Here is a 23879-nt window from a genome sequence, read left to right as displayed (position 1 = left end):
TCCTTTTCTCACTTTTGAGAGAGACGCTGTCTATTCCATATCTCGATTATTCCACTATTTGATATATTTTGGTTCGTCCTTCTAACCGGCTGTCCTTCTATTTCTTTCTCATTCTTCGCAAACATCGTTGGTACGCCAAACGAAACTTTTTCTAAAATGTGACCCGCTTCTTCTGATAAGCAATAATCAATAAATAAATCCGCAATAATACCACTCGGTGCACGTTTTAGTTTTGAAATCGCATTGACAGACAAACCTGTTTGCTCAGGTTCGTTACTTAAAATAGGAAAGCCTTGTTTCTGAAGCATTCTCTGATCTCCCGCAAAATTGATGCCTATCATATATTCACCGCTCGCAACCAGTTCTGCAGGCATATAACCATTCACCGTTACTTCACCAACTTGCCTTGCCAGATTCTTAACATACTCTTTCGCTTCTTCTTCACCTAAAGTATCAATAAGTGATTGAAACAAAGTATATGCTGTGCCGGAAACATTTGGATCAGGCATTGCAATCTTACCGGTATATACCGGATCTAATAAATCTTGCCACCTTGATGGATATGGAAGACCGAGCGGCGCTATTTCTTCATTCCACCGCTCTTTATTAATTGCAATTGCCAGTTTCTCCACTTCATAACCGTACCAATAACCATCTTTATCTTTAACAGTCTTTGAAATACGATTCGCATGCTGGCTCATAACTGGAATAGAAAGGTTCTTTTGCTTCATCATTTGATGCGCATCTACTGTACCGCCAATAATAATATCCGCCTTCGGATTTCCAGCTTCCTCTTCAACTCTCCGAAGAAGTTCTTCTGTCGATAGGCGAATAAATTCATATGTACACCCGCGTTGTTTACAAAATGACGAAAGCAAAGCTTCACCAACTTCCTCGCGGGCTGCTACATACGCAACGAGATGACGATCATCCAAAATAGGGAGACCACTTTTATTATATTTAATAGAGGTTGTATCTCGAGAGCAACTAGACATCGCTCCTCCGATTACTAGCAAAAAGAAGAAAAAGGCTATCTTTCTCATGACACACTCTCCTTTACAAATAACTCTGCTAGGGAGCCCTTCATATACATGACATTCCCGTTATTATCACCGAGATATTGCACAACAAAGTACGATGGATACACAGAAATAGTTAGAATATCCTCTCGCTCATTCTTTACACGCTTACCTGTTTTATAAGCGGTAATATAAGCAATTGGTTCACTCTGTGATTGTAATAATTTCTGAATTTCGCCGTAATCTGTAATTTGCTTTGCGTATCGAATAGAATCAAGTATGTGCGTAAGATCTATAGTACGTATTACATCCCCTTGCCTCACTACAACTTCCTTTGCCTCTGCAAAGAAATTACTAATGCGCTCTGGTGTATAATACAGACTTAACAAATACGTTTGCAATGCTGAGATCATCGGATCCGTACCATTCTTCCCGTATACGTTCGCCTCATACTGGAACAAGTCACCTACTGCAAAAGTACGTTTATGTCCATTCAAGTACGTTACTTCTCCAGTAAATACTTGTTCTTGATTCTTAGCTTCTCTCGGCTCTATTCGAATTCGGTCAAAGAATGAAACAATCGTATGCAAACGAACTTCATCCGTTACAACAATTTCTCCCCACTTCTCATGCCTTACTTTCACTTCAGTAGGAAGGGATTCATTCACTCTTTGTAAAACGGCTTGTTTGTCATCCACAATTGTGATTCGATTATATATTTGCTTCTCAATAACATAAAACAAAATAAGAGAAACGATCATACAAAAGACAAACATAAGAATTTGAAATGATAGCCTTTTCATTTCTGCCTACCTCCAAGATAAAAAAACGTTGTTTCGAAAATACCGCATAATTGTTTCATAAATGTATCATTTAACCGCTTTCAAGTTTTTTATGTCTTCCATCCGTCTCGGAAGTAAAAATGTAATACATATTGTAGTTCCCATCTCTTCACTACTCTCAATTCGCATACTTCCGCCTTGCTTCTTCATAATCTCCTGACAAATGTATAAGCCATAGCCATTACCGTAACTAGAAGGAAGCACCTTACCTTCCGGAGACTCATTCCATTCTGCAAGCACACCTTCATCCATACCAATACCATCATCATGAACAAAAACCTTTGCTTCCTGCTCATTTATAATTACATTCATACGAACTTGCGTAGCATCACTATATTTAATCGCATTATCAAGCACATTCAAGAAAATTTGCTTCGTCTTATCAAAATCCGCAACGACGTGTACTTCCGTTAACTCATTCATAACTTCAATTTCAAACTGCTGCAATCTAAGTTTCACAATCGAAATTGCTTCTTCTGCCAATTCTTTAATATTCACGACTGTAGGCGACACTTCAAACGTACTCTTCCCGTACTTTGAAGACTTAAGTAATTCCTCTACAAGTGATAATAGACGCTCACTTTCTACAGACACATAACGAAGGCTCTCCTGCACATCTTCCTTCGATTGTAACTTCGGAATTAAATCCACATAACCGATAATTGCCGTAAGCGGTGTTTTCAGCTCATGCGTAATACGGTCCAAGAAATCTTTCTGTTTCTCTTTCTCTTCCTTCAACTGCTTAATATGCAGTTCAATCCCATCAGCCATCGCATTAAAGGACGCTGAAAGCTGCGCAATCTCCACATACTCATTCAGCTCAATCTTACTTTCATAATCCCCATTCGCAAGCCGATGCGCCATTTGCCTTAACTGATCAATTGGTTTATGAAGAGACTTCGCCAAACGAATCGCAAAGAAAATACCAGCAGCTACTAAACAAAGAGAAGTCATTAAAAACGTCCAACTTACATTTGTTAAAACTTCCTTCTCATCCGTTAACTCATTTATAAAACGAATACTTCCGATGACATCGTTTCCATAATAAACCGGGCTTGAAAACAAAAGAATTGGAGCTGGATCTCCCTCCTCGAAAACATAAGATTTCTTTCCCTTCAAAGAACTCTCAATATCGATATTCCGATGAAGTAATGCCCCTTTTTGTGTATCTGCAACAACATCTCCATTCTTCCCAATCATCTGCACCCGGACATCCATTCGCTTCGCTAAATACGAAGCAATTAAAAGCGAATTAGGACCTAGCGTCTCCACTTCTGCTTCCTTCTCTAAATAATTCATCGTATAAATTTGTGCTTCCACACTTAACTTTTCTAAGGAATCCGCTGCATTATGATACACATTCTTCTCCAATGCAATATAAACAACCGCATACAAAAGAACAAGAATTGGAATCAACAATCCAACTATTCCAAACACCATATTTCGTTTTAAAGACATATCATCACCTTTTAGCAATCAAGCTTATACCCCACACCATAAATTGTCTTAATATACTCCCCACTATTCCCTAGTTTCTTTCGAAGCCTTTGCACCATAATATCAACCGCTCTCGTATTTCCGATATACTCAAACCCCCATACCTTCTCAAGTAGCTCATCCCTCATGAACACACGCTGCGGATTCGAAACAAACAACTGACATAAATTAAACTCTCGGTACGTTAACTGAATCTCCTGCCCACTCACATGAAGCTTTCGTTCTTTAGGACAAATCAGTAAGTCACCTGCGCGAATTACTTCATGACTTACAGTTACTTCCGCCTTCTTCACACGCCGACTCATATTTTTCACACGAAGAATGAGCTCCGCATAATTAAAAGGCTTCGTCACATAATCATCAGCTCCAAGCTGAAGACCGAGTAACTTATCATTCATCTGACTCTTCGCTGTCAGCATAAGCACCGGAATATCACGCTCCTTCTCCCTGAATAAACGTAATAACTCGTACCCATCCGTATCAGGAAGCATCACATCTAAAATAAGTACATCCGGCTGCTCATTCCATCTCTCTAAAGCTTCTCTCCCATCAGCCGCCGTCAATACTTCATACCCTTCCATCTCTAACTGCATCCGAATCAAATTACGAATACTCGATTCATCATCTACTACAAGTATTTTCATCATTCTCCTCCTTCCATCCTGTATTATAGTACAGTTTAGTATAGCAAAAATAAGACAAAAAAAGAGAGGGTATTGTCGAACATATTTTGTCGACGATACCCTCTCCCATTTATTATTTAGCCACAAAATAATCCGTTACATATTGTGCCCAAACTTCATGTCCCTTAGCACTTGGGAAACCGAACTCTGTTTGTAAGTACGGTAAAATTGCTTTCGTTGTTGCATCAGGCCATGCTCCCCAATGATCAACATATGTATAACCATTTTGCGTCGCAAATTGTTTTAATGCTTCAATCGCTTTCGGATAATTCTTCGCACCATACACCGGGTTTGATGGTTGAATCATAATTGTAGCGCCTTTTGCACTAGTAGAAAGTGCTTGAACAAACTTCTGTGTATTTGCTACAGAATTTCCATTACCAGTTTTCCCGTTATCAGTAATAAATGGTGGTTCAAATAAAATTACATCTGGATTGTCTTTCGCAATCTCTTTATCACGTTTATTCGCGATTAACTCCTCTGTACTTTCACCCTTATATTCCTTTACCGTCACATTCCATAAACCTTTACCGTAAGAAGCCTCTAAATTAGCAGTGAACTTAGCTACCCAAGCATCTTTTTCAGATGAAGAAGCTTCATCACCAACAATAACAAGATTTACTGCCTTTTTATCCTGAGCAGCTTTCTTTAACTTCTCTTTCACTGCATTTGGCAAGTTCTTTGCGTATGCTTCATTAAAAGATGACTTTGCATCTTGTTTTTTCTCTTCTTTTTTCTCTTCTTTTTTCTCTTCCTTCTTCGCTCCGCTATCTTTCACTTCAGCCTTTGTTTTCGTTACTTCACTTGTCTGTCCCGTTGCATTCGCAATCTTCTTATTCCAATATAGTTTACCGCTCACAACCGAAGCAATAAACAATACAAAAATAAATAGGACAAGTACTGCTTTCTTATTCATCGATTCACCTCATCTATTAATCTCACAATATATAATACTAATATAAACCTACGCAAAAATAAACCCAACTCCTTCCAAAGGAGTTGGGTTCAATACATATTACTTAGTCACTTCAAGGTGTGCTCTTAACTTATTCGTTAAATCTTGTTTTGCTGCATCTGGAACATAGTAGTACCAAATACCATCAGCGGCTTTGTGACCGTCACCTGGGATTTGAATATCTTCACTGTTCTGCAGACAATTTTTATAATTTTTTTGCATATCAAACATTTGATCTTGCGTTAAGTTTGTTTTTACATTCTTTTGAATCGCTGTTAACACATCACCATAACTTGATAAAGAAGAGAAGCTTGCGCCTTTCTTAATAACAGCTTGCATTACTTGACGTTGACGCATTTGACGACCGAAGTCACCGCGTGGGTCTGCTTTTCGCATACGCGTATATGCTAAAGCCTCATCACCTGTTAAATGTATATTACCTTTGGCAAAATGATGATTATCTTGCGTGAATTCTAAATCATTATTAACATCCACGCCACCGACCGCATCAACAATATCTTTAAAACCTTCCATGTTGACTTCAACATAGTAATTGATAGGAATATTTAAGAACTTTTCTACTGTCGCTACAGACATATCTACGCCACCAAATGCATAAGCATGGTTGATTTTATCGCTTTTCCCTTTTCCAACGATTTCTGTATATGTATCACGAGGAATGCTTACAGTCTTCATTGAATTATTTTTAGGATTTAACGTGATGACCATTAAAGAATCTGAACGGCCTTTGTCTTCACCGCGTTCATCCGCTCCTAATAATAAGATAGAAACAGGCTCAGATTTATTAATTTTTTCTTCTTGTTTATTATTTTCATCACGTTTTAATGGCTTATGAACCTCATCTAATGTTTTTGAAACAGAAGAATATATATTATAAGCGTAGACTCCTCCACCTATAATTAATACTCCTATGATTCCTAATATCCAAAATAGGATTTTCTTTTTCATTAATATACCCTTCTTCCTTCAACCATTCTTAATAGATTTTCTAGGAATATAATTCTTCAATTAAAGTATCTTATTTTCTTTAACTAGTCAACTTCCACCATCACTATATTAATTCATCATATATATTTTCCCAAATACAGCTATATTACCTACATTCCTTTAACAAATGGTTTAGGTCGATTCCTCAAAAATATAATTTAGAAATTTAAAAACGAGGTAACACATAAAAATGTTATCTCATTTTTAATGGATCCTTATCTACCTATAAATTCCGATCTTATTTTTAATGTATAATTAAAATCACATATACCTTTTAATCTCTACTAAATAAGTCTCTTGTATAAACCTTATCTTCTATATCATATAATTCACTGGTTAACCTATTAGCCACAACCACATCACTGATTTTTTTAAATTCTTCAAAATTAGTAATTACTTTTGAATTATAAAATGTCTCTTCACAGAGAGATGGTTCATATACAACAACTTCAATCCCTTTTGCTTTAATGCGCTTCATAACTCCTTGAATAGCTGATTGTCTAAAATTATCTGAATCCATTTTCATAGTTAACCTATAAATACCAACAATTTTAGGATTTCTCTTTATAATCATTTCTGCAATGTGATCTTTTCTCGTTCTATTTGCATCCACAATTGCTGTCATTATATTATTAGGAACGTCTGCATAATTTGCCAATAATTGTTTTGTATCTTTAGGTAAACAATAGCCACCATAGCCAAAAGATGGGTTATTATAATGCTCACCAATTCTTGGATCCAATCCAACTCCATCAATAATTTGTTTTGTATCCAGTTCTCGTACTTCTGCATACGAATCTAGTTCATTAAAAAAGGCTACCCTCATAGCTAAGTATGTATTGGCAAATAATTTAATAGCTTCAGCTTCAGTCGAATTTGTAAATAATACTGATATATCTTTTTTAACTGCACCTTGAACTAATAGTTCAGCAAATACTTTTGCTCTATCAGATTTTTCACCTACAATTATACGAGACGGATATAGGTTATCATATAAAGCTTTACCTTCTCTTAAAAATTCTGGTGAGAAAATAATATTATCCGTTTCAAATTTCTCCTTTATTTTCTCTACATAACCTACTGGAACTGTTGATTTTACTACCATTATAGCCTCTGGGTTGATAGATAAAACATTAGCAATTACAGCTTCAACAGTTCTTGTATTAAAATAATTTTTATCTGGATCATAATTCGTCGGTGTTGCAATAATCACATATTCTGCATCCTTAAATGCCTTATAATTATCGGTAGTAGCTATTAAATTAAGTTCTCTTGTTGCTAGAAATTCTTCAATTTCAGTATCTATAATAGGGGACTTTCTATTATTAATCATATCCACTTTTTCTTCAATAATATCAAGTGCTATTACTTCATTATGTTGAGCTAATAAAATTGCATTAGATAAACCAACATATCCTGTTCCAGCTATTGTAATTTTCATTTATTCGAAACACACCCTTACTTCTTAATATCCAGCTGATTTATTCTTTTAAAACCTATCCTTAATTCACCTTAAAGTAATAATTTAAAAATATCACTTCACATCTTCTATCCATTTCTCTCTTTTTAACACCAAATGAGCAAGTCTCTTTTTTTGAGTATCGTACTTATCCCAATACTTCATTTCTTCTAGAAACTCTACATGATTTTTCTCAAATCTCATTTTAATAACTTTAGCTGGATTACCTACTGCAATAGCATAAGGCGGAATGTTCTTAGTTACAACTGATCCAGCTCCTATAATTGCACCATTTCCTATTGATACACCTCGCATTATGATTGCGCTGGCACCCACCCAAACGTCATTACCAATTATCGTTTGAGTATTTAAATCCTCAAAACTCCCTGGAATATTAAGAATATTACTATTAGAATATATAAATGGTGACGTGCTAATATTTTTAACAGGGTGATTAGGTAAACCTATCATGCAATTATAGCTTATAGAACAAAACTTCCCGATATCCGAATTAAATACTATAGAATTATTATTTATATATGAGTATTCGCCTATAGCAACATTCTCACCAATTATTACACCCTTATTTATTCTAGCACCCTTAGATATTTTAAGATTGCGGTTTACCTGAAAAGAATTAATACTAGCTGATTTATGTTTATATTTCAAAAACATGAATTTGACTAATAACTTAACCTGTTTTATCATATTTTTCTCCCATAAATGCTATATAATATGTAATTATATAAATAGAATAATTTATATTTATAATTAGGAGCTATTTGTAGTAATAATTTATAATATGCTTTCGCACCTTTAGAATTTTTTTTGAACAATTGATTATTACCAATAGAAGTCAATCCGCCATTTTGATACTCACAAACTTGTAATACCTCATTCACAACTAAAACATCATACTGGAGTGACATTTGAAGTGTAAGTACTCCTTCTGTAACAAATTTTTCCCCATTATACTCAGGAAACCTATAGTTTTTTAGTATGTCGTGTTTAAATACCCAAAGTTTATCCCCTCTCATCCTATACTTATAAATTAGGTCAATTAAATTAAATATTGAATCACTCTTAGGAAAACTACTTCCTATAATATTTTCTTGTAAATCTACACACAAGAAACATATTGCCATTACTTTATTATTTATTTTAGAGTATTTATCAATCTTCTCAAGGGCATACTCCTTTAAAAAATCATCTGAATCTACACAGACCATAAACTCTCCTTTAGATTCTTCAATTGCCTTATTAAAAGCCCGATGCTTTCCTCCATTATTTTGTCTAATATATCTAATAGATATATTATCTTCTTTTATAAAACCATCAACTTTTTGTTCTGTCTTATCAGTTGATCCATCATCAATAATTAACCATTCAAAATCCCGGAATGATTGTTTCTTTAAGGAGTCATATAAAACCCCTAACTCATTTGCCCTATTATAGGTTGGAGTAAAAATAGTATATTTCATCTTCTTTCCTCTCTAATCTCAATTTTCATATAACAAATTACTATAAAAACTCTAGATAGAAAGTGAATTTTTATAATTCACTAGTATTTCATTTTATCTATTGGATTTTAATAATTTTACTATAGTTATCAAAATATCTTTAAAAACATAAATTAAGATCGCTGCTAAAATTAATATAAAAAGAATTAAGTATACTCCTTTGAAATAATAAAACACAAAAGTAGAAATGATTAAAGTAGCTACTCCCCCATAAAGCACCGAGGCTTTAAGACTAATATTGTACTGCTTCTTTAGTTTGATTGTAATTATTAATCCATTAATAAAGAAGGCTACTGTAAGAGAAAGTGTTGCACCTACTAATCCAAAAGTATTAGTTAATAAAAATAAGCCAAGTACATTAACCACCGCACTAATTAAAGTAGGCATTAACAATTTACTTGATTCCTTCTCTGCTAAGAATAAAGTACTCGCAAAACTTGCATATGAATTAATTAATACCCCTATAAATGTAATAGGAATAATATTCAGTGCCTCATGATACTGTTCTGCAATCATATATGGAAATATAAGTTTAATAATAATTAGCGAGATTGAACCAATATACAAAATAACTTTTAATATATAGTTCAAACTTTTTCCATAATAACTCTTTTTATTTTCTTCTTTTCCCATAGAATATGACATTTCATACCATGCTAATTGAAAAGAATTAACAACCAACACCATTACGCTAGATAAACGATTAGTAATCCCATATAATCCGTTTTCATACATACCTAACTTATTACTAATTACAAGTCTAATTAGTCCACTTAAAAGCCAATATGATATTGTGGTTAAACAGAGTGGTAAAGAAAAAAGCATTAGTTTCTTTATTAAAGGAAGAGATACTGTACTTACTTTAAAATTACTTATTATTTTAACTTTTACTTCTATTATTATAATTTGAATTAGAGTTCCAGCAATATATGAAATATACAGTGCCTCAATTCCCATATCATAAATTACAATTAAAATTATATTAATTAAAATACTAATAATACTGTTTAATAAACCTGTCGCTACTAATAAAGTATTCTTCGAAAAACTTCTAGCCACAAAATTATAATAATACTGAAAAGCAAATAGCACTCCCTGAATAAAGATTAAATATTTGTATTGGATACTATAATCAATAGCATTAATTACAACAAAAAAAGTGATACTATATAAAAATGCTCCAAAAATTTGAATTGTAATTCCATTTGAAATTACAGCATATTTGTCCGTTATCTTTTCATGATCAAAGGTAAAGCGAAATATTCCATCCCACACTTGAAAGAATAGAATTGGAATTACTAAATTTATTAAAGAGATGGTTAAATCGTAATAACCAAAAGATTCAGGATTTATTCTAGAGGTATATAATGGCAATAGGAAAATGCCTATTAACTTAGTAAGCGTATTTCCAATAAAAAATACCCCTGATGTCCTTATAAATTGTTTTAAATAATTCATTTATGCTATCAGTCCTTATATCAACCTTTTAAATTTAAACACCTGTAAATAAACTTTAATTATTAACCTTAAAAACGATTAATAAAAAGTGCCCTCTAAATATATAGGACACTTTTATAAAGTCTATCTATAGATTTTAAAAGTCAAAACATAATTTTCACAATTCATTATTATAAATGCAAGAATACCTATAAACGCCTAATAACTTTCGCGAGTCGAATATGCTATAGCAATTAAAAATAGCGCCGGAAATATATTACTTGCCCAAATTAAATTTGTCTCAAAAAATCCTACTATTAACACACCATAAAAACCTGATATGGCTATTCTAGAAATATTGTTATTAACTATCTCATTAGATAAATTTATTATACTCTTACAAATCAATAGCATTACCATAAAAAACACAGGTATCCCATATATAACTAAAATATTAAACATTGAATTATGAATGTTTAGGTTTCCATAGGAAACTATATCATAATTCGAACCTAGTCCTACAATGGGATGTTCTTTAAAACTATAAAATAGTTCAGTCCAAATCGCTTCTCTTCCTGTAAAAAGGGGCTTATCAAAGAACTCTAAACTAATATTAAATCGATTTTCCCACAGATTAATATAAATATATACAAAAACAATAGAACCTAGAGTCAGTAAAGTATTTAATATAACTAAAAACCCTTTCTTTCCCCATATTCTAGAAGGAATAACATAAGCCAATAAAATAAATAATATTAATCCAAGCAGTGCCCCCCTACTATCTGTTAGCTGAATAGAATAAAAAGCAACAAAAGTAACTATTGGAACAATTATCTTACTCCACTTTAAAGTACTTAAATAAAAAGCTGAATAGATATAAGTTAATAAAACTATATATCCTTTACTATTTGTATTAAATAATTCTTCTTGTAAAAAACAGTAAAACAAAAAATAAATAAGCATTACAATAGAAATTATTTTTAGATTTTTTCCATTTAAATTAAAAAATCTAAATATCGTCATCATTATTACTAAATTAAATAAAACCATACTGCTTCCTAAATTAGAGTTTGAAAATATAGAGTTTAGTAACATTAAAATTAACAAGATTACATTAAAAATAAATAAATTTATTTGTTTTGATATTACTAAAGGTAAATGAATAGCTAATAATACTATATTTGCTAAAAATAAAATAAAACTAATACCACTAAACATATTAAAAAAACTTATCTTATACCAAGTAAGTAAAAAAATCGTGAAAAAAATGAAGGCATATGATGTGGTAACTATATTTAGCATCATACGATATCTTCTTTCACTATCGCTAATCCAACTTCCTTTACTATTTTTCTTTATATTCATAATTTATACCCACTCTAAATTTTTAGTATATCCATTATTCGATTAGCTGCGAAGTTCGTAGATGTTTTTTCTCTATTTATACCCTTAACTAACCGTTTATTATTAGCACTACTGAGGAAAAATTCAATCTTTTTTGAAATTTCAATAACATCCTGATTATTACATATAAGATCATTGGGCTCTAATGTTGAAATTATTGACTTAGCTCCAGTTTCTTGTGACATAAGTAAATCACAGCCATTAATAAGAGCTTCAATAGGAGCAAGTCCAAAAGTTTCAAAGCTACTATTCTGTACAAATAACTTTGCTCTTTGGTAATAAAATGGCATTTTATCATGCGGCACCTTTTGATAATATTGAACAAAAGGAAACGAAAGAATTTCTTCCAGGTCCTTCCCCACATTTCCTATAACAATAAGCTGAAGATTCATCCCATCTTTTTGATTAATCAAATCAATTGCTTTACAAATTGATTTGATATTTTTTAATGGTACCCCTCCTCCAACTGCCATTAAAGTTCTTTCTTCTCTTCTTATATTCCCTTCTCTAACTGTAGTAAGTTGTCCCCAATCGACTCCATTATTTACATAGGTTAATTTTTCTTTGTATTGAGGATAATTTTCTTTCATCCAATACATGAAATTTTCAGAAACACAAATGATTACGGGCGCTAATTCTAGTACCTTATTTTCAATATCAACATCATTTTGACTATAATTCCCGTTAATTTTTCCTTCTATGCTACGACAACCATGCATTAAATAAGCAGATTTAACCCCTAACAATTTAGCAATCCTAAATCCTATAATATTTATTTTAGACATCCCAGAAAAGAGAACCGCATCTACTTTTTTTATTTTAATGACAAGTTCCAAAATTTTACTAATTATCGAATTTTTCTCTAAGAATATAGTACTACTAGGTAAATTTTTCTTTAGTGCTTTATTGACATTTGCTGGACCAGTGTTACCAATAAGATCTCCTACAAATAATAACCTCAAATTATTTCTCTCCCAATGTTTTTTTATACTCTTGATGACCGTTAAACATTGCTCTAATCGCCTGAAGTAAAGTCATGTTAGATTTATATTTTTTATAATGTCTAAACGCAAATTGTAATATAAGTACCCCTGCCCATCTTTTGGATAGCGCACTAAATATTGCACCACGATCGTGAAAATATTTTTTATTAAACCCTTTAAACCAAGAAGATTCACCGATATATAAATCGGCAATCTTAATAGGTTCGTATTTAATTTTTAATCCCTTACTTAAACATTCATATAAAAATATATTTTCTTCTCCCATCCTATAAACAGAACCCGCACCGAATTGTTCATTAAATTGAATGTTTGCTTCTTTAATTTTTTTAATTCTAAATGCAATTTCGACAGAAGACGTTTTTAAAGAACTTAAATATCCTAATTTTGCACTTTTGTTTTTATACATTTTGAATGGTTTATTAATTCCTTCGACCTGAAATCTAATAATGTCATAATCTGGATTTTCATCAAATGTCTTTTGGATTAATTCACTGTAATTATCCACATATACCAAATCATCGTCTGATAATAAAACAATACCGTCATCATTTGAATTAAATATTGCTTTGTTACGACTTTTACTTAGCCCTATATCTTCACTACATACATAAGTTAATTTATGGTTTTGTAAAAATAAGACTTCTTGCTTTTCATATCCACACTGATTTACCATTACTGCATTCGATGATATATTCATCTTTTCAAACAAATCAATAGGATTTGATCTATTCATTGTCGAAATTAATACCTGAACACACATATTTTCACACCCTAAACTCGATAAATAAAACAATCCCTTTCTTTCAAAAACATATACACTAAACTTAAAAACTTTATCTACCTTGTACTCTCAGCTTTCTCCCAAAACGGTTTTGCTTTTCCAGTCAATATATTGTAGACACCAACCCATTGTGCAATGATTGTGACACAATAATAATAAATTAATGTTACATACTTATTGTTTGTCTTAGTTATTACTTTTGCTAGTGCCATTAAATAAAATAGCACTTGTCCAATAAATGTCATTAAATAAAACCATGATATCGGTACTAGTAATACATTAGATATTAGTACCATAAAATGTGCGATCCATAACAGGTACCTGCATGTCCTATGTCCAAAATAAAAATATGAAAACCACTTATACTTAAATACATTAAGCATCCTTACATCTGGTAAAATATGCTTTAGAATAATTCGATTCATCCTTACTTTACGACCAAATTCATCTTCAATAACCTCACCAGCTTTTTCATAAGCAATTGCATCATGATTCGCAATCGCTCTTTTACCTTGCAATGCATACAATGGTGGCATGGCACTATCATGGCATTGTATCGGATTAAAGTCATAATAATCCCCGGTCCTACATGCATATAAAGCTCCATTACCAGCTGTTATGGTTTGCATTCTTCCTTCAATTTCACGCATTACCATATCGCTATCCCAGTAACTAGCTTCAGCATTACTTACATCGCTAGATTCTTGATTAACAATCATTAGCCTTCCTGAAACGTATGCAATTTCTTCTGAGGTGAATGCAGCCATAAGCTCTATGATAGATTTTTTATCCATCATAGAATTTGCATCGGTCATAACTAAATACTCTGTTTCCACCGTTTTTTGAGCTTCATTTTGTGCATTTGTTTTTCCTTTTCGAGCTTTCACTTCATAAATTCGTATTTTTCTATCTTGATGTTCCTTAATAAACTCTCTAACGATTTCATTTGTTTTGTCTGTACTATTATCAGACGCTATCAAGAATTCAATTTTATCTTTAGGATAATCTAACTCCAAAATATTGTGAAGCTTATCTAAAATTACTTTTTCTTCATTATGAGCAACCACCATCACGGTTACCGTTGGCTGATGAGAATAATTTTTTTCAAGCTTTCGGTTCTTATATAAATTCCCAATTATTTTTAAAGATATAGGATAACCCACCATCGCCCAAACTATTATAAATCCACTGATATAAAATAGATATTTGTATAACAATTCCATTTATCTTCTCCCTTAAAATTTCTATTCGTCTATTCTTTTTGCTGGAACCCCTACATAAGTTCCAATTTCAGCTATATCTCTGATTACTACAGCTCCTGCACCGATTTTACATTCGTTAGTAATATTAATGTTATTGATTACTACACTCCCAATAGCTAGCCAGGTGCCCGATCCAACCTTGACTGTGCCGGCTAAATGTGCGCCTGGTGATATATGAACGTAATCCTCAATTATATTGTCATGATCTATTGTAGAAGCAGTATTAATAATGCATCCTTTTCCAATTTTGGTACAACAGTTAATAACAGCGCCTGCCATAACTACAGTTCCCTCTTCTAAATAAACTTGTTCTCCAATAATCGCACTTGGATGAATTAATACCGGAATACTCGCCCCTTCAGCCTCAAGTCGCCTCTGAACCTTCTCTCGTATGACATTATTACCAATTCCAACAAAAAAATCGTAATCATCTACATACTTTGAGATACTTGCTGATTTATCAATTATTTCTATTCCCATTGAGGATTTTTCACTTTCATTATCATCTAAAAAAGCAATACCCTTCCATTTTTTCATTTTCAGCGCGATATCAGCTATGACTTTTCCGTGGCCACTAGCCCCTATTATAAGGAGTTTTTCTTTCATAACTTTATACTCCCTTTTTCATTCCCTTTAAACGGTTCCATTGTAGCAGCAGTTTCTGAATTAATTCCTTCTCTAATAAAAACCTTCTTAATTGTTAAAAGGATAATCTTCCAATCTGTAGTGAAACTTACATTATCTACATACTCTACATCGTAATTAAATTTCTCTTCCCAACTAATAGCATTCCGACCATTAACTTGTGCTAACCCTGATAATCCTGGTCGAACTTTATGGCGTCTTTTTTGATGCTCATTATATAACGGTAAATATTGAACTAATAAAGGTCTAGGTCCTATAATTGACATATCACCTTTAAAAATATTAAAAAGCCCTGGTAATTCATCAAGTGATGTCGAACGTAAAAATTTACCGAAGTTAGTAAGTCTTACACTATCGGGTAACAGCTCACCATTTTCATTTTTTTCATCTGTCATTGTTCTAAATTTATACATTTTGAAAATAGTCCCATTTAATCCAGGTCGCTCTTGTTTAAATAATACCGGACTACCCAATTTTGTTTTTACAAGAAAAGCAACTATAAGGAATACTGGGCTAAGCATTATAATAGCAATTAAAGACAGTATAAAATCCATTGACCTTTTTATAAACCGTCTATAGATGCCAATTTTAGAACCCTTCATTACGATATCCACAACCCTTTAATAATTTTCACGACTCTATCTAAATCTTCATCTGTCATTTTCGTATCACTTGGTAAGCAAACACCGGTCTCAAATAGCTTCTCTGATACATCAGTCCCAATAAAATCATATTTTTCAAAGAATGGCTGCATATGCATTGGTTTCCAAACCGGTCTAGATTCAATATTTTCTTTTTCAAGAGCTTCCATCACATCAATTGGACGAATCTTGCCGTTTAGTTTCATAGAACTTAGCCAATAATTTGGTTCATTCCACTCATTACTAGGCATGAATTCAATTCCTTCAAGATTTCCTAATCCTCTCTTATAAAAATCAAATATGTATCTTTTCTTCTGAACTCTTTGATCTAACACTTTAAGCTGCCCTCTACCAATACCAGCAACTACATTACTCATGCGATAATTAAACCCTAATTCACTATGTTGATAATGTCTTGCTTGATCTCTACTTTGAGTTGCCCAAAATCTTGCTTTTGAAATTCGTTCCTCATCATTAGAAACGAGCATTCCACCACCAGAAGTAGTGATAATTTTATTACCATTAAAAGAAAAAATACCATAATCTCCAAAGCTTCCCGTATGTTTACCTTTGTAATAAGTTCCTAAAGATTCAGCAGCATCTTCAATTAAAGCAACATTATATTTCTTACAAAGTTCAACAATCTTATCCATATCCGCGGAGAGACCATACAAATGAACTACTATAACTGCCTTTACATTTGGATACTTTTTAAAAGCTTCTTCTAATGCTTTAGGACACATATTCCAAGTCTCATAATCACTATCTATGAAGACTGGATTAGCATTTTGATAAATTATAGGATTTGCAGTTGCTGAGAATGTAAGGGTTTGACAAAAAACAACATCGCCCTCCCCTACTCCAGCTGCTTTTAGAGCCAGATGAATTGCAGCTGTTCCAGAAGATAGCGCTGCGGCTGCTTTAGAGCCAACTTTAGCGGCTAGTTCTCTTTCAAATCCATTCACATTTTCCCCAAGTGGTGCAATCCAATTTGTATCGAAAGCTTCCTTAACGTAATGCATCTCATAACCTTCATCACTCATATGTGGTGATGAAAGAAATATTCTGTCTCCCATTTCTAAAACTTCCTTCCCTTAAATTAATTTTTTAGATTAACTTTATTATTCGCAATGCCTAATAATCGTTCTCTTATTTCCTCTTTATTCATTCCCTCAAACTCATTCATAAACTGTCTTAAAATATCTTGATCTAGTAAAACAGCTTTTCCTATATGAATTTTAGGGAATATTTGCTCTGGATGAACCTCACCTTCATTTAATAACTCTTCATACATTTTTTCCCCTGGTCTTAATCCAGTAAATTCAATTCCAATTTCTTCAACAGAATAGCCTGAAAGAGTGATTAAGTTTTTAGCTAAATCAACAATCTTTACTGGATCTCCCATATCGAGTACGAACAATTCTCCACCTCTAGCTAACGTTCCAGCCTGAATAACTAATCTTGAAGCTTCTGGTATTGTCATAAAGTAACGGATCATATCGGGGTGAGTAACAGTTACAGGCCCACCTTTTTGAATTTGTTTCTTAAATAGAGGTATTACGCTCCCCCTACTTCCAAGAACATTACCAAATCTAACCGCAACAAAACGTGTACCAGTACTAACCGAAGCCATATGTTGTACAAGCATTTCTGCAAATCGTTTTGTAGCTCCCATTACATTTGTCGGGTTTACTGCCTTATCTGTAGAAACCATAACAAACGTATTTACTTTAAACGTATCTGCAGATTCAGCTACATTTTTCGTACCAAAGATGTTATTTTTCACAGCCTCTTCAGGATTACGTTCCATTAAAGGCACGTGCTTATGTGCCGCTGCATGGTATACGATATATGGTTGATGCTTTTTCATTATTTCAAAGATTTTATGACGATCTTGAACATCAGCAATTTCTGTCGTAATTTCAACTGTATCTTTATAGGTAACTCTCATTTCCATTTCAATATTATAAATGCTGTTTTCACCATGTCCTAAAAGAACAATTTTTGCTGGTTTATACTTCATTACTTGACGACAAATTTCTGATCCGATTGATCCACCAGCACCTGTTACTAAAATTGTTTTACCTGTAATCTTTTCTCCAATTCCTGCATCATCTAATTGGATTGGTTCTCTTCCTAATAAATCTTCCACTTGTACATCTCGGAATTCATTAACAGAAACTTTACCGTCTAAAAGATCTTCAAGCATCGGTACAATTTGCGTTTTTGCCTTCGTTTTTGTACACCTCTCAAAAATCTCGTTTATTTGATTCCTATTTAAAGAAGGAATAGCAATAATAATATGTTCAATGTCATTATCCTCTACCACTTCTTCAATATGATTTGTTGTACCAACAACTGGCACGTTATAAATCTCTAATTTTTGTTTATTTCTATCATCATCAACAAATGCAATTGGATACAAATCTGCTTCCTTATTATGTAGTAACTGTCTTACTACCATATTTCCTGCTGAACCAGCTCCAACAATCAATGTTCGTTTTTTATTCGCGTCCTTACTAATATACGTATCACGGAACATACGCCATACAAAGCGGGAGCCACCAATTAATAATAAATGTAACATCCATGCGATCGCTAAAATTCGAACATAAATATCCTGATTTATAATTTGTTGAACAATTGCTGTTACTAAAATCGATAATGTAATTGCTTTAAATATTTGTTTTAATTCTCCAATACTTGCATATTCCCACGCCTTGTTATACAGCTTATAAATGGAAGCAAAAACATGATGACTACACAATAATGTAATAGAACTAATAACTACTGTCGTAGGAATTTTACTTAATACATTTGGGTGTATGAACCAATAGCTTAAGTACACCGCAGTTAATACAATAAATGAATCTAATAAAATTAATAATGAGAGCCGTTTTCGATAACTCAATATATCTGTTCCCTTCTTTATACAATTAGTATCTTATTGATAATAAAAAAGGACATTCTCTTATGAATGTACCTCTTCCTTTTTTACAAGTTCTTTCATATATTTCATCAAATCCACTTTCAATTCCTCATTTTGAAGTGCCATTTCTATCGTCGTCTTAATAAACCCAAACTTCTCCCCAACATCGTAACGAGTTCCTTCAAAGTTATAAGCAAACACTCGTTGAATTTCATTTAATCGTTGGATCGCATCTGTTAACTGAATCTCTCCACCAGCGCCTGTTTGTTGGTTCTCAAGGAACATAAAAATTTCTGGTGTTAATACGTAACGTCCCATAATCGCTAAATTAGATGGCGCTGTGCCTTCTGCTGGCTTCTCTACAAATTGACGCACTTGATAACGGCGGTCATTTTGTTCAATGGGATCGATAATACCGTAGCGATGTGTTTCGTTTTCTGGTACGGTTTGTACACCAATAACAGATGATTGTGTCCCTTCATATTGATCCATTAATTGACGTAAACATGGCGTATCCGCTTGTACGATATCATCACCAAGTAATACCGCAAATGGCTCGTTCCCAATGAATTTACGTGCGCACCAAACTGCATGTCCAAGCCCCTTTGGTTCTTTTTGTCTTATGTAATGGATATTAATTTTTGAAGAAGCTTGTACTTTTTCAAGCATTTCATGTTTTCCTTTTTCTAAAAGATTTTGTTCTAATTCAAAGGAATGATCAAAATGATCTTCAATCGCACGTTTTCCTTTTCCAGTAACAATAATAATATCTTCAATTCCTGATTCTATCGCTTCTTCTATTATGTATTGAATAGTCGGTTTATCGACGATCGGCAACATTTCTTTCGGCATCGCTTTCGTTGCTGGTAAAAATCTCGTCCCAAGACCAGCTGCTGGGATAATCGCTTTTCTTACTCTTTTCAATTGTATCCCTCCCTCATCGTTTTATTCATATGTAACAATAACAAAAACCCTACCTATAGAGTCATTTTTATAACTCCATAGGTAGAGTTTCTAAATAGAAATAAATTTATGGGCATCTAACCCATCCTCACGTCATACTCCCGACGACAAGCGTCTAAGGTAGGCTCGAAATAAAAATTTCTACCCACAGCACGACCGAGTGCCCCCGTTGATAACGGTTAGGAGACATCACCAAAGCTCTTCAATTAAAAAATACCGAACAATTTTTTACGACGAATTTGTTCTGGATCTTCTTTATAAATTGATTTTCCGCTAATTAATAAGTACGGATTTTCTTTTAAATCGCTCATAACGTTCATTCCGAATTCTTTTCCGATTAATTCATAGCTTTCTGCTAAATGAAATCCTCTTGATGTTGTGTTATGTGCATCCGATGCGATCATATGCGTTAAGTTATGTTCAACGAGCTGTAGTGAGAATTTTTTTATCTTTTTGCCAAACTTCCCTAAGAGACTACCCGCCGTTACTTGTGTTAATGCACCTTTACTTACAAGGTTATATAACTTATCTGGTCGCTCGATTAACTCGGCATTGCGTTCCGGATGAACAATAATTGGAATCATTCCTTTAACACGTATTTCATATAATAGTTGTTCTGCATAACGAGGTACATGATTAGACGGGAATTCAATTAATATATATTTATTTGTTTCGTTTAAAGTAACGATTTTACCAGCTTCATAGTCTTCTAATAAATCACCATATAACCTGACCTCTTGTCCTGGTAAAATCTTCAGTGGAATATCGTTTTGTTGTAGTTCATCATTTAATTGTTTCACTTGATGAATAATAGCAGTACGCTCATTTACATATTTTCCATTTTGATGGTGTGGTGTAGCGACGATCGTATGAATTCCTTCTTGTACAGCTTTTTCTGCCATCGCTAAACTATCTGTTACTGTCTGTGCACCGTCATCGATGTTAGGTAAAATGTGACAATGTAAATCAATCACTCTTCTCATCCTCCCTCTCGTATAAAAATCTTTTTTCCTTTGAATATGAGATATATCTCATATTCAAAGGAAAAAAGGAGATATGTTCTTGTCATATCTCACTTTTAAACTAGTTCGCACCGTAATAATAATATAAGCCTTGTTCACGTTCACGATCGTTTAGAACAACACCTAACAATTTACCTTTTGCAGATTCTAATAATCCTTTTGCTTTTACCGCTGTTTCTTTTTCTGTCGATTCACTACGAACGACAAGAATAGATGCATCACATACATTTGCCATAATTTGCGCATCTGTTACAGCTAAAATTGGTGGTAAATCGAAAATGACTAAGTCATACATACTATACGCTTGAGCAAGAAGTTCTTGCATTGATTTCGAACCTAACAATTCTGCTGGATTTGGCGGGATTGGGCCACACGCTAAAAAGTGTAGATTATCAACTGATGTCGTTTGTACACACTTCTCTAAACGTTCACTATGTGTTAATACATTCGTTAATCCGAAAATATTGTCTACTTGGAACATTTGATGCATCGCTGGTTTACGCATATCTGCATCAATTAACAATACTTTCTTTCCTTGTTGGGCGAAAACAACTGCCATATTCGCTGTCGTTGTCGTTTTCCCTTCACTTGGGTTCGCAGATGTTACCATTAGTGAATGCAAGTTTGTATCAACAGACGCAAATTCAACATTCGTTCGAATATTACGATATTGTTCTGAAATAGGTGATTTCGGTTGTTGATGAGCAATTAATTGACGACGTTGACGATGATTTTTCTTCTTCTTAAATAAACTATTAAGAGCCAATTGTTTGTCCCCTCACTTTTCTTGATGATGGAGCATGTGATTTTACGTTTGTTGTTTCTTCATCCATGCGAGCAACAATACCTAACACTGGTAAGCCAAGTAAGCTTTCTACATCTTCTTCTTTTTTCACTGTGTTATCTAAGTATTCTAGTAAGAATGCAAGACCAACTGCAGCCATTAAGCCAACAACGAAAGCAATTGCTACATTTAACATCGGACGTGGTTTAATTGGCGATTGATTTTCCCCTACTTCTGCTTTCGATAATACCGTTACGTTATCGACATTCATAATTTTTGCAACTTCACCTTTAAATACATCTGCAGTTGCATTTGCAATATCACGAGCTACTTTTGGATCTTTATCCTCAGCTGTTACAGAAATGACCTGTGAATCTTTTTCATTTGCAACATTAATCTTTCCTGTTAACGCTTGCGCTGTCATATTTAAATTTAATTTTTCATTCACTTGGTCTAAGACTACCGGACTTTTAATAATGACCTTATATGTATTCGTTAATTGAATATTTGTTTGAATTTCACCAGCTTGAATCATTGCACCCTCTTGTTTTTTCTGATTCACAAGAATTTGCGTTGAAGATTGATAGATTGGTGTCATGAAGAAGAAGCTAATGATAGCACTTACAATAGCTGCACCAAAGGCGATTACGAGGATCATTGCTAAACGTTTTTTTAAAATATGAAATAGCTCTTTTAAACTAATTGTTTCTTCCATAAGTTCCTCCAACTTTCTAAAATTTGCACATAAGAAAAATTATAACATATAATCTTATATTTTTTTATTTTAGTAATATCTATGTACGATTGTTATTTGAAAACATATATAATCTTACAAAATAATCTTAAATATGACAACACATTCCATAGAATTTCCAAAATTTCCATTATATCATTTATTTTATATAAAGCAATAAAAAGTTGTTATATGATTCAAAAAAGCCAATAAAAATAATTATTGGCTTTAAAAATTATTATATTAGACATTATTTTTTAATAATATCCATATTGTTCCTTTTCTTCTCGCTTGTCATTTAGTACGACACCAAGTAGTTTACCAGATGCCTTGTCTAAAATTTGTTTCGCTTTTACCATTTTATCTTTTTCTGTTTTTTCACTGCGCACGACAAGTATGATTCCATCACATTTGTTCGCAAGTATTTGTGCATCGGTAACCGCAAGAACTGGCGGTGTGTCTATTAAAATAATATCAAACATGTTATATGCTTCTAGTAATACCTCGTCCATTACTCGATTTCCTAACAGTTCTGCTGGGTTTGGTGGTATTGGACCTGATCCCATTAAGTATACATTCTCTATATCTGTTTTTTGAATGCATTGCATTAATTTTGCTTGTCCTAATAATACGTTCGTTAATCCATTTGAATGATGAATTGCAAATAAGTTTTGTATCGTCGGCTTACGTAAGTCAGCTCCAATTACTAAAACTTTCTTTCCTTGTTGGCCGAAAATAACTGCTAAGTTTGCAATTGTCGTCGTCTTTCCGTCACCTGGATCTGCCGAAGTGACAATAAGAGAACGCATATTATGATCTACAGATGTAAATTCAATATTTGTACGAATGTTACGGTATTGTTCCGCAATACGCGATTTAGGCTCTTTATGTGTAATTAATTGTTTTAATGGCTTTCTTTTCTTTCTTCCGAACATGTTCTAGTCTCCTTTGTCAAAATGCGACCTGTTCCCCCTACTTCTATATGCTCGATATACATGCCTATTTCATTCATGATGGATATATTACGCTCATTCCCCACTTATTTCCACAGGTAAATCCATCCATTCTTCCCCATATCTAACCATACTCAATGCCCTTCTATTTTGTCCTATATAAAGACCGTAATAATATGACAATAGCTTCATTTCTTTTATACCTTTATCATTTATCTCAAAAACGAGATAAATGATAAAGTAATTATATGGTAATCCCAATTAATTGTAAACTAATTTTCTGACTAGTTTGTATTTTTGTTTATATCAATATATATCATAAATAAAAAAACTTCTTG

The 23879-nt window shown here is 33.1% G+C and carries 23 protein-coding genes; all 23 read right to left on the bottom strand.

Features of this window, described 5'->3' with window-relative positions; all coding sequences use genetic code 11:
- Positions 1 to 8: 8 nt before the first annotated feature.
- Entirely contained in the window at positions 9 to 1043 is a 1035-nt protein-coding gene (locus QCI75_RS01215; protein ID WP_353759871.1) for an ABC transporter substrate-binding protein, read from the bottom strand.
- Positions 1040 to 1822, bottom strand: a complete 783-nt coding sequence (locus QCI75_RS01210) for a DUF3919 family protein (RefSeq protein ID WP_353759870.1) — start codon at positions 1820 to 1822, stop codon at positions 1040 to 1042. The genes QCI75_RS01215 and QCI75_RS01210 overlap by 4 nt, the downstream gene beginning before the upstream one ends.
- A gap of 66 nt (positions 1823 to 1888) precedes the next feature.
- Positions 1889 to 3319, bottom strand: coding sequence for a HAMP domain-containing sensor histidine kinase (locus tag QCI75_RS01205; RefSeq protein ID WP_353759869.1), 1431 nt, complete (start codon positions 3317 to 3319; stop codon positions 1889 to 1891).
- Between the two features lie 11 nt (positions 3320 to 3330).
- On the bottom strand, positions 3331 to 4002 hold the full coding sequence (locus tag QCI75_RS01200; RefSeq protein ID WP_353759868.1) for a response regulator transcription factor: 672 nt from the start codon (positions 4000 to 4002) through the stop codon (positions 3331 to 3333).
- Positions 4003 to 4114: 112 nt separating this feature from the next.
- Positions 4115 to 4957 carry an SGNH/GDSL hydrolase family protein gene (locus tag QCI75_RS01195; protein ID WP_353759867.1) on the bottom strand — a complete coding sequence of 281 codons (843 nt, stop codon included), beginning with the start codon at positions 4955 to 4957 and terminating at the stop codon, positions 4115 to 4117.
- 99 nt (positions 4958 to 5056) lie between these two features.
- Positions 5057 to 5965, bottom strand: a complete 909-nt coding sequence (gene tagU, locus QCI75_RS01190) for a polyisoprenyl-teichoic acid--peptidoglycan teichoic acid transferase TagU (RefSeq protein WP_353759866.1) — start codon at positions 5963 to 5965, stop codon at positions 5057 to 5059.
- A gap of 313 nt (positions 5966 to 6278) precedes the next feature.
- Positions 6279 to 7445 carry a nucleotide sugar dehydrogenase gene (locus QCI75_RS01185; protein WP_353759865.1) on the bottom strand — a complete coding sequence of 389 codons (1167 nt, stop codon included), beginning with the start codon at positions 7443 to 7445 and terminating at the stop codon, positions 6279 to 6281.
- Between the two features lie 93 nt (positions 7446 to 7538).
- Positions 7539 to 8171 (bottom strand): CatB-related O-acetyltransferase, encoded by a 633-nt coding sequence (locus tag QCI75_RS01180; protein ID WP_353759864.1) that lies wholly within the window; start codon positions 8169 to 8171, stop codon positions 7539 to 7541.
- Positions 8168 to 8944: a glycosyltransferase family A protein gene (locus tag QCI75_RS01175; protein ID WP_353759863.1), complete on the bottom strand. Its 777-nt coding sequence runs from the start codon at positions 8942 to 8944 to the stop codon at positions 8168 to 8170. The genes QCI75_RS01180 and QCI75_RS01175 overlap by 4 nt, the downstream gene beginning before the upstream one ends.
- A gap of 93 nt (positions 8945 to 9037) precedes the next feature.
- Positions 9038 to 10441 (bottom strand): lipopolysaccharide biosynthesis protein, encoded by a 1404-nt coding sequence (locus QCI75_RS01170; protein ID WP_353759862.1) that lies wholly within the window; start codon positions 10439 to 10441, stop codon positions 9038 to 9040.
- A gap of 198 nt (positions 10442 to 10639) precedes the next feature.
- Entirely contained in the window at positions 10640 to 11785 is a 1146-nt protein-coding gene (locus QCI75_RS01165; protein WP_353759861.1) for an O-antigen ligase family protein, read from the bottom strand.
- Positions 11786 to 11799: 14 nt separating this feature from the next.
- Positions 11800 to 12786, bottom strand: a complete 987-nt coding sequence (locus QCI75_RS01160) for a glycosyltransferase family 4 protein (protein ID WP_353759860.1) — start codon at positions 12784 to 12786, stop codon at positions 11800 to 11802.
- A gap of 1 nt (position 12787) precedes the next feature.
- Entirely contained in the window at positions 12788 to 13561 is a 774-nt protein-coding gene (locus QCI75_RS01155; RefSeq protein WP_353759859.1) for a glycosyltransferase family A protein, read from the bottom strand.
- A 104-nt stretch (positions 13562 to 13665) separates the two neighbouring features.
- Complete coding sequence (locus tag QCI75_RS01150; RefSeq protein ID WP_353759858.1) at positions 13666 to 14775, bottom strand: glycosyltransferase family 2 protein; 1110 nt, start codon at positions 14773 to 14775, stop codon at positions 13666 to 13668.
- 78 nt (positions 14776 to 14853) lie between these two features.
- Positions 14854 to 15477 (bottom strand): acetyltransferase, encoded by a 624-nt coding sequence (locus QCI75_RS01145; RefSeq protein WP_353759857.1) that lies wholly within the window; start codon positions 15475 to 15477, stop codon positions 14854 to 14856.
- Positions 15474 to 16118, bottom strand: a complete 645-nt coding sequence (locus QCI75_RS01140) for a sugar transferase (protein WP_353759856.1) — start codon at positions 16116 to 16118, stop codon at positions 15474 to 15476. Before QCI75_RS01140 ends, QCI75_RS01145 begins: the two co-directional genes overlap by 4 nt.
- Complete coding sequence (locus tag QCI75_RS01135; protein WP_353759855.1) at positions 16118 to 17233, bottom strand: DegT/DnrJ/EryC1/StrS family aminotransferase; 1116 nt, start codon at positions 17231 to 17233, stop codon at positions 16118 to 16120. Before QCI75_RS01135 ends, QCI75_RS01140 begins: the two co-directional genes overlap by 1 nt.
- 23 nt (positions 17234 to 17256) lie before the next feature.
- Positions 17257 to 19068: a polysaccharide biosynthesis protein gene (locus tag QCI75_RS01130; protein WP_353759854.1), complete on the bottom strand. Its 1812-nt coding sequence runs from the start codon at positions 19066 to 19068 to the stop codon at positions 17257 to 17259.
- Positions 19069 to 19128: 60 nt separating this feature from the next.
- Positions 19129 to 20010, bottom strand: a complete 882-nt coding sequence (gene bpsC, locus QCI75_RS01125) for a UTP--glucose-1-phosphate uridylyltransferase BpsC (protein WP_353759853.1) — start codon at positions 20008 to 20010, stop codon at positions 19129 to 19131.
- A gap of 245 nt (positions 20011 to 20255) precedes the next feature.
- The gene (locus QCI75_RS01120; RefSeq protein ID WP_353759852.1) at positions 20256 to 21023 is read right to left on the bottom strand and encodes a tyrosine-protein phosphatase; all 768 of its coding nucleotides are present in this window, start codon (positions 21021 to 21023) and stop codon (positions 20256 to 20258) included.
- 109 nt (positions 21024 to 21132) lie between these two features.
- The gene (locus QCI75_RS01115) at positions 21133 to 21837 is read right to left on the bottom strand and encodes a CpsD/CapB family tyrosine-protein kinase (protein WP_353759851.1); all 705 of its coding nucleotides are present in this window, start codon (positions 21835 to 21837) and stop codon (positions 21133 to 21135) included.
- Entirely contained in the window at positions 21827 to 22570 is a 744-nt protein-coding gene (locus tag QCI75_RS01110) for a YveK family protein (RefSeq protein ID WP_144508384.1), read from the bottom strand. Before QCI75_RS01110 ends, QCI75_RS01115 begins: the two co-directional genes overlap by 11 nt.
- 275 nt (positions 22571 to 22845) lie before the next feature.
- Positions 22846 to 23523, bottom strand: a complete 678-nt coding sequence (locus tag QCI75_RS01105) for a CpsD/CapB family tyrosine-protein kinase (RefSeq protein ID WP_353759850.1) — start codon at positions 23521 to 23523, stop codon at positions 22846 to 22848.
- Positions 23524 to 23879 lie beyond the last annotated feature (356 nt).

This window comes from Bacillus cereus group sp. RP43 (assembly GCF_040459645.1).
GTDB lineage: Bacteria > Bacillota > Bacilli > Bacillales > Bacillaceae_G > Bacillus_A > Bacillus_A mycoides_C.
This window is presented reverse-complemented; position numbering and strand designations above follow the sequence as displayed.

What these genes read in the sequence shown, in the direction of transcription:
- QCI75_RS01140 (WP_353759856.1), bottom strand. Translation starts at nt 16,118, where the DNA reads ATGAAGGGTTCTAAAATTGGCATCTATAGACGGTTTATAAAAAGGTCA.
- QCI75_RS01205 (WP_353759869.1), bottom strand. Translation starts at nt 3,319, where the DNA reads ATGTCTTTAAAACGAAATATGGTGTTTGGAATAGTTGGATTGTTGATT.
- QCI75_RS01185 (WP_353759865.1), bottom strand. Translation starts at nt 7,445, where the DNA reads ATGAAAATTACAATAGCTGGAACAGGATATGTTGGTTTATCTAATGCA.
- QCI75_RS01105 (WP_353759850.1), bottom strand. Translation starts at nt 23,523, where the DNA reads ATGTTCGGAAGAAAGAAAAGAAAGCCATTAAAACAATTAATTACACAT.
- QCI75_RS01135 (WP_353759855.1), bottom strand. Translation starts at nt 17,233, where the DNA reads ATGGGAGACAGAATATTTCTTTCATCACCACATATGAGTGATGAAGGT.
- QCI75_RS01200 (WP_353759868.1), bottom strand. Translation starts at nt 4,002, where the DNA reads ATGAAAATACTTGTAGTAGATGATGAATCGAGTATTCGTAATTTGATT.
- QCI75_RS01165 (WP_353759861.1), bottom strand. Translation starts at nt 11,785, where the DNA reads ATGAATATAAAGAAAAATAGTAAAGGAAGTTGGATTAGCGATAGTGAA.
- tagU (WP_353759866.1), bottom strand. Translation starts at nt 5,965, where the DNA reads ATGAAAAAGAAAATCCTATTTTGGATATTAGGAATCATAGGAGTATTA.
- QCI75_RS01110 (WP_144508384.1), bottom strand. Translation starts at nt 22,570, where the DNA reads ATGGAAGAAACAATTAGTTTAAAAGAGCTATTTCATATTTTAAAAAAA.
- QCI75_RS01210 (WP_353759870.1), bottom strand. Translation starts at nt 1,822, where the DNA reads ATGAAAAGGCTATCATTTCAAATTCTTATGTTTGTCTTTTGTATGATC.
- QCI75_RS01175 (WP_353759863.1), bottom strand. Translation starts at nt 8,944, where the DNA reads ATGAAATATACTATTTTTACTCCAACCTATAATAGGGCAAATGAGTTA.
- QCI75_RS01180 (WP_353759864.1), bottom strand. Translation starts at nt 8,171, where the DNA reads ATGATAAAACAGGTTAAGTTATTAGTCAAATTCATGTTTTTGAAATAT.
- QCI75_RS01145 (WP_353759857.1), bottom strand. Translation starts at nt 15,477, where the DNA reads ATGAAAGAAAAACTCCTTATAATAGGGGCTAGTGGCCACGGAAAAGTC.
- QCI75_RS01150 (WP_353759858.1), bottom strand. Translation starts at nt 14,775, where the DNA reads ATGGTGGGTTATCCTATATCTTTAAAAATAATTGGGAATTTATATAAG.
- QCI75_RS01215 (WP_353759871.1), bottom strand. Translation starts at nt 1,043, where the DNA reads ATGAGAAAGATAGCCTTTTTCTTCTTTTTGCTAGTAATCGGAGGAGCG.
- QCI75_RS01170 (WP_353759862.1), bottom strand. Translation starts at nt 10,441, where the DNA reads ATGAATTATTTAAAACAATTTATAAGGACATCAGGGGTATTTTTTATT.
- QCI75_RS01155 (WP_353759859.1), bottom strand. Translation starts at nt 13,561, where the DNA reads ATGAATAGATCAAATCCTATTGATTTGTTTGAAAAGATGAATATATCA.
- QCI75_RS01195 (WP_353759867.1), bottom strand. Translation starts at nt 4,957, where the DNA reads ATGAATAAGAAAGCAGTACTTGTCCTATTTATTTTTGTATTGTTTATT.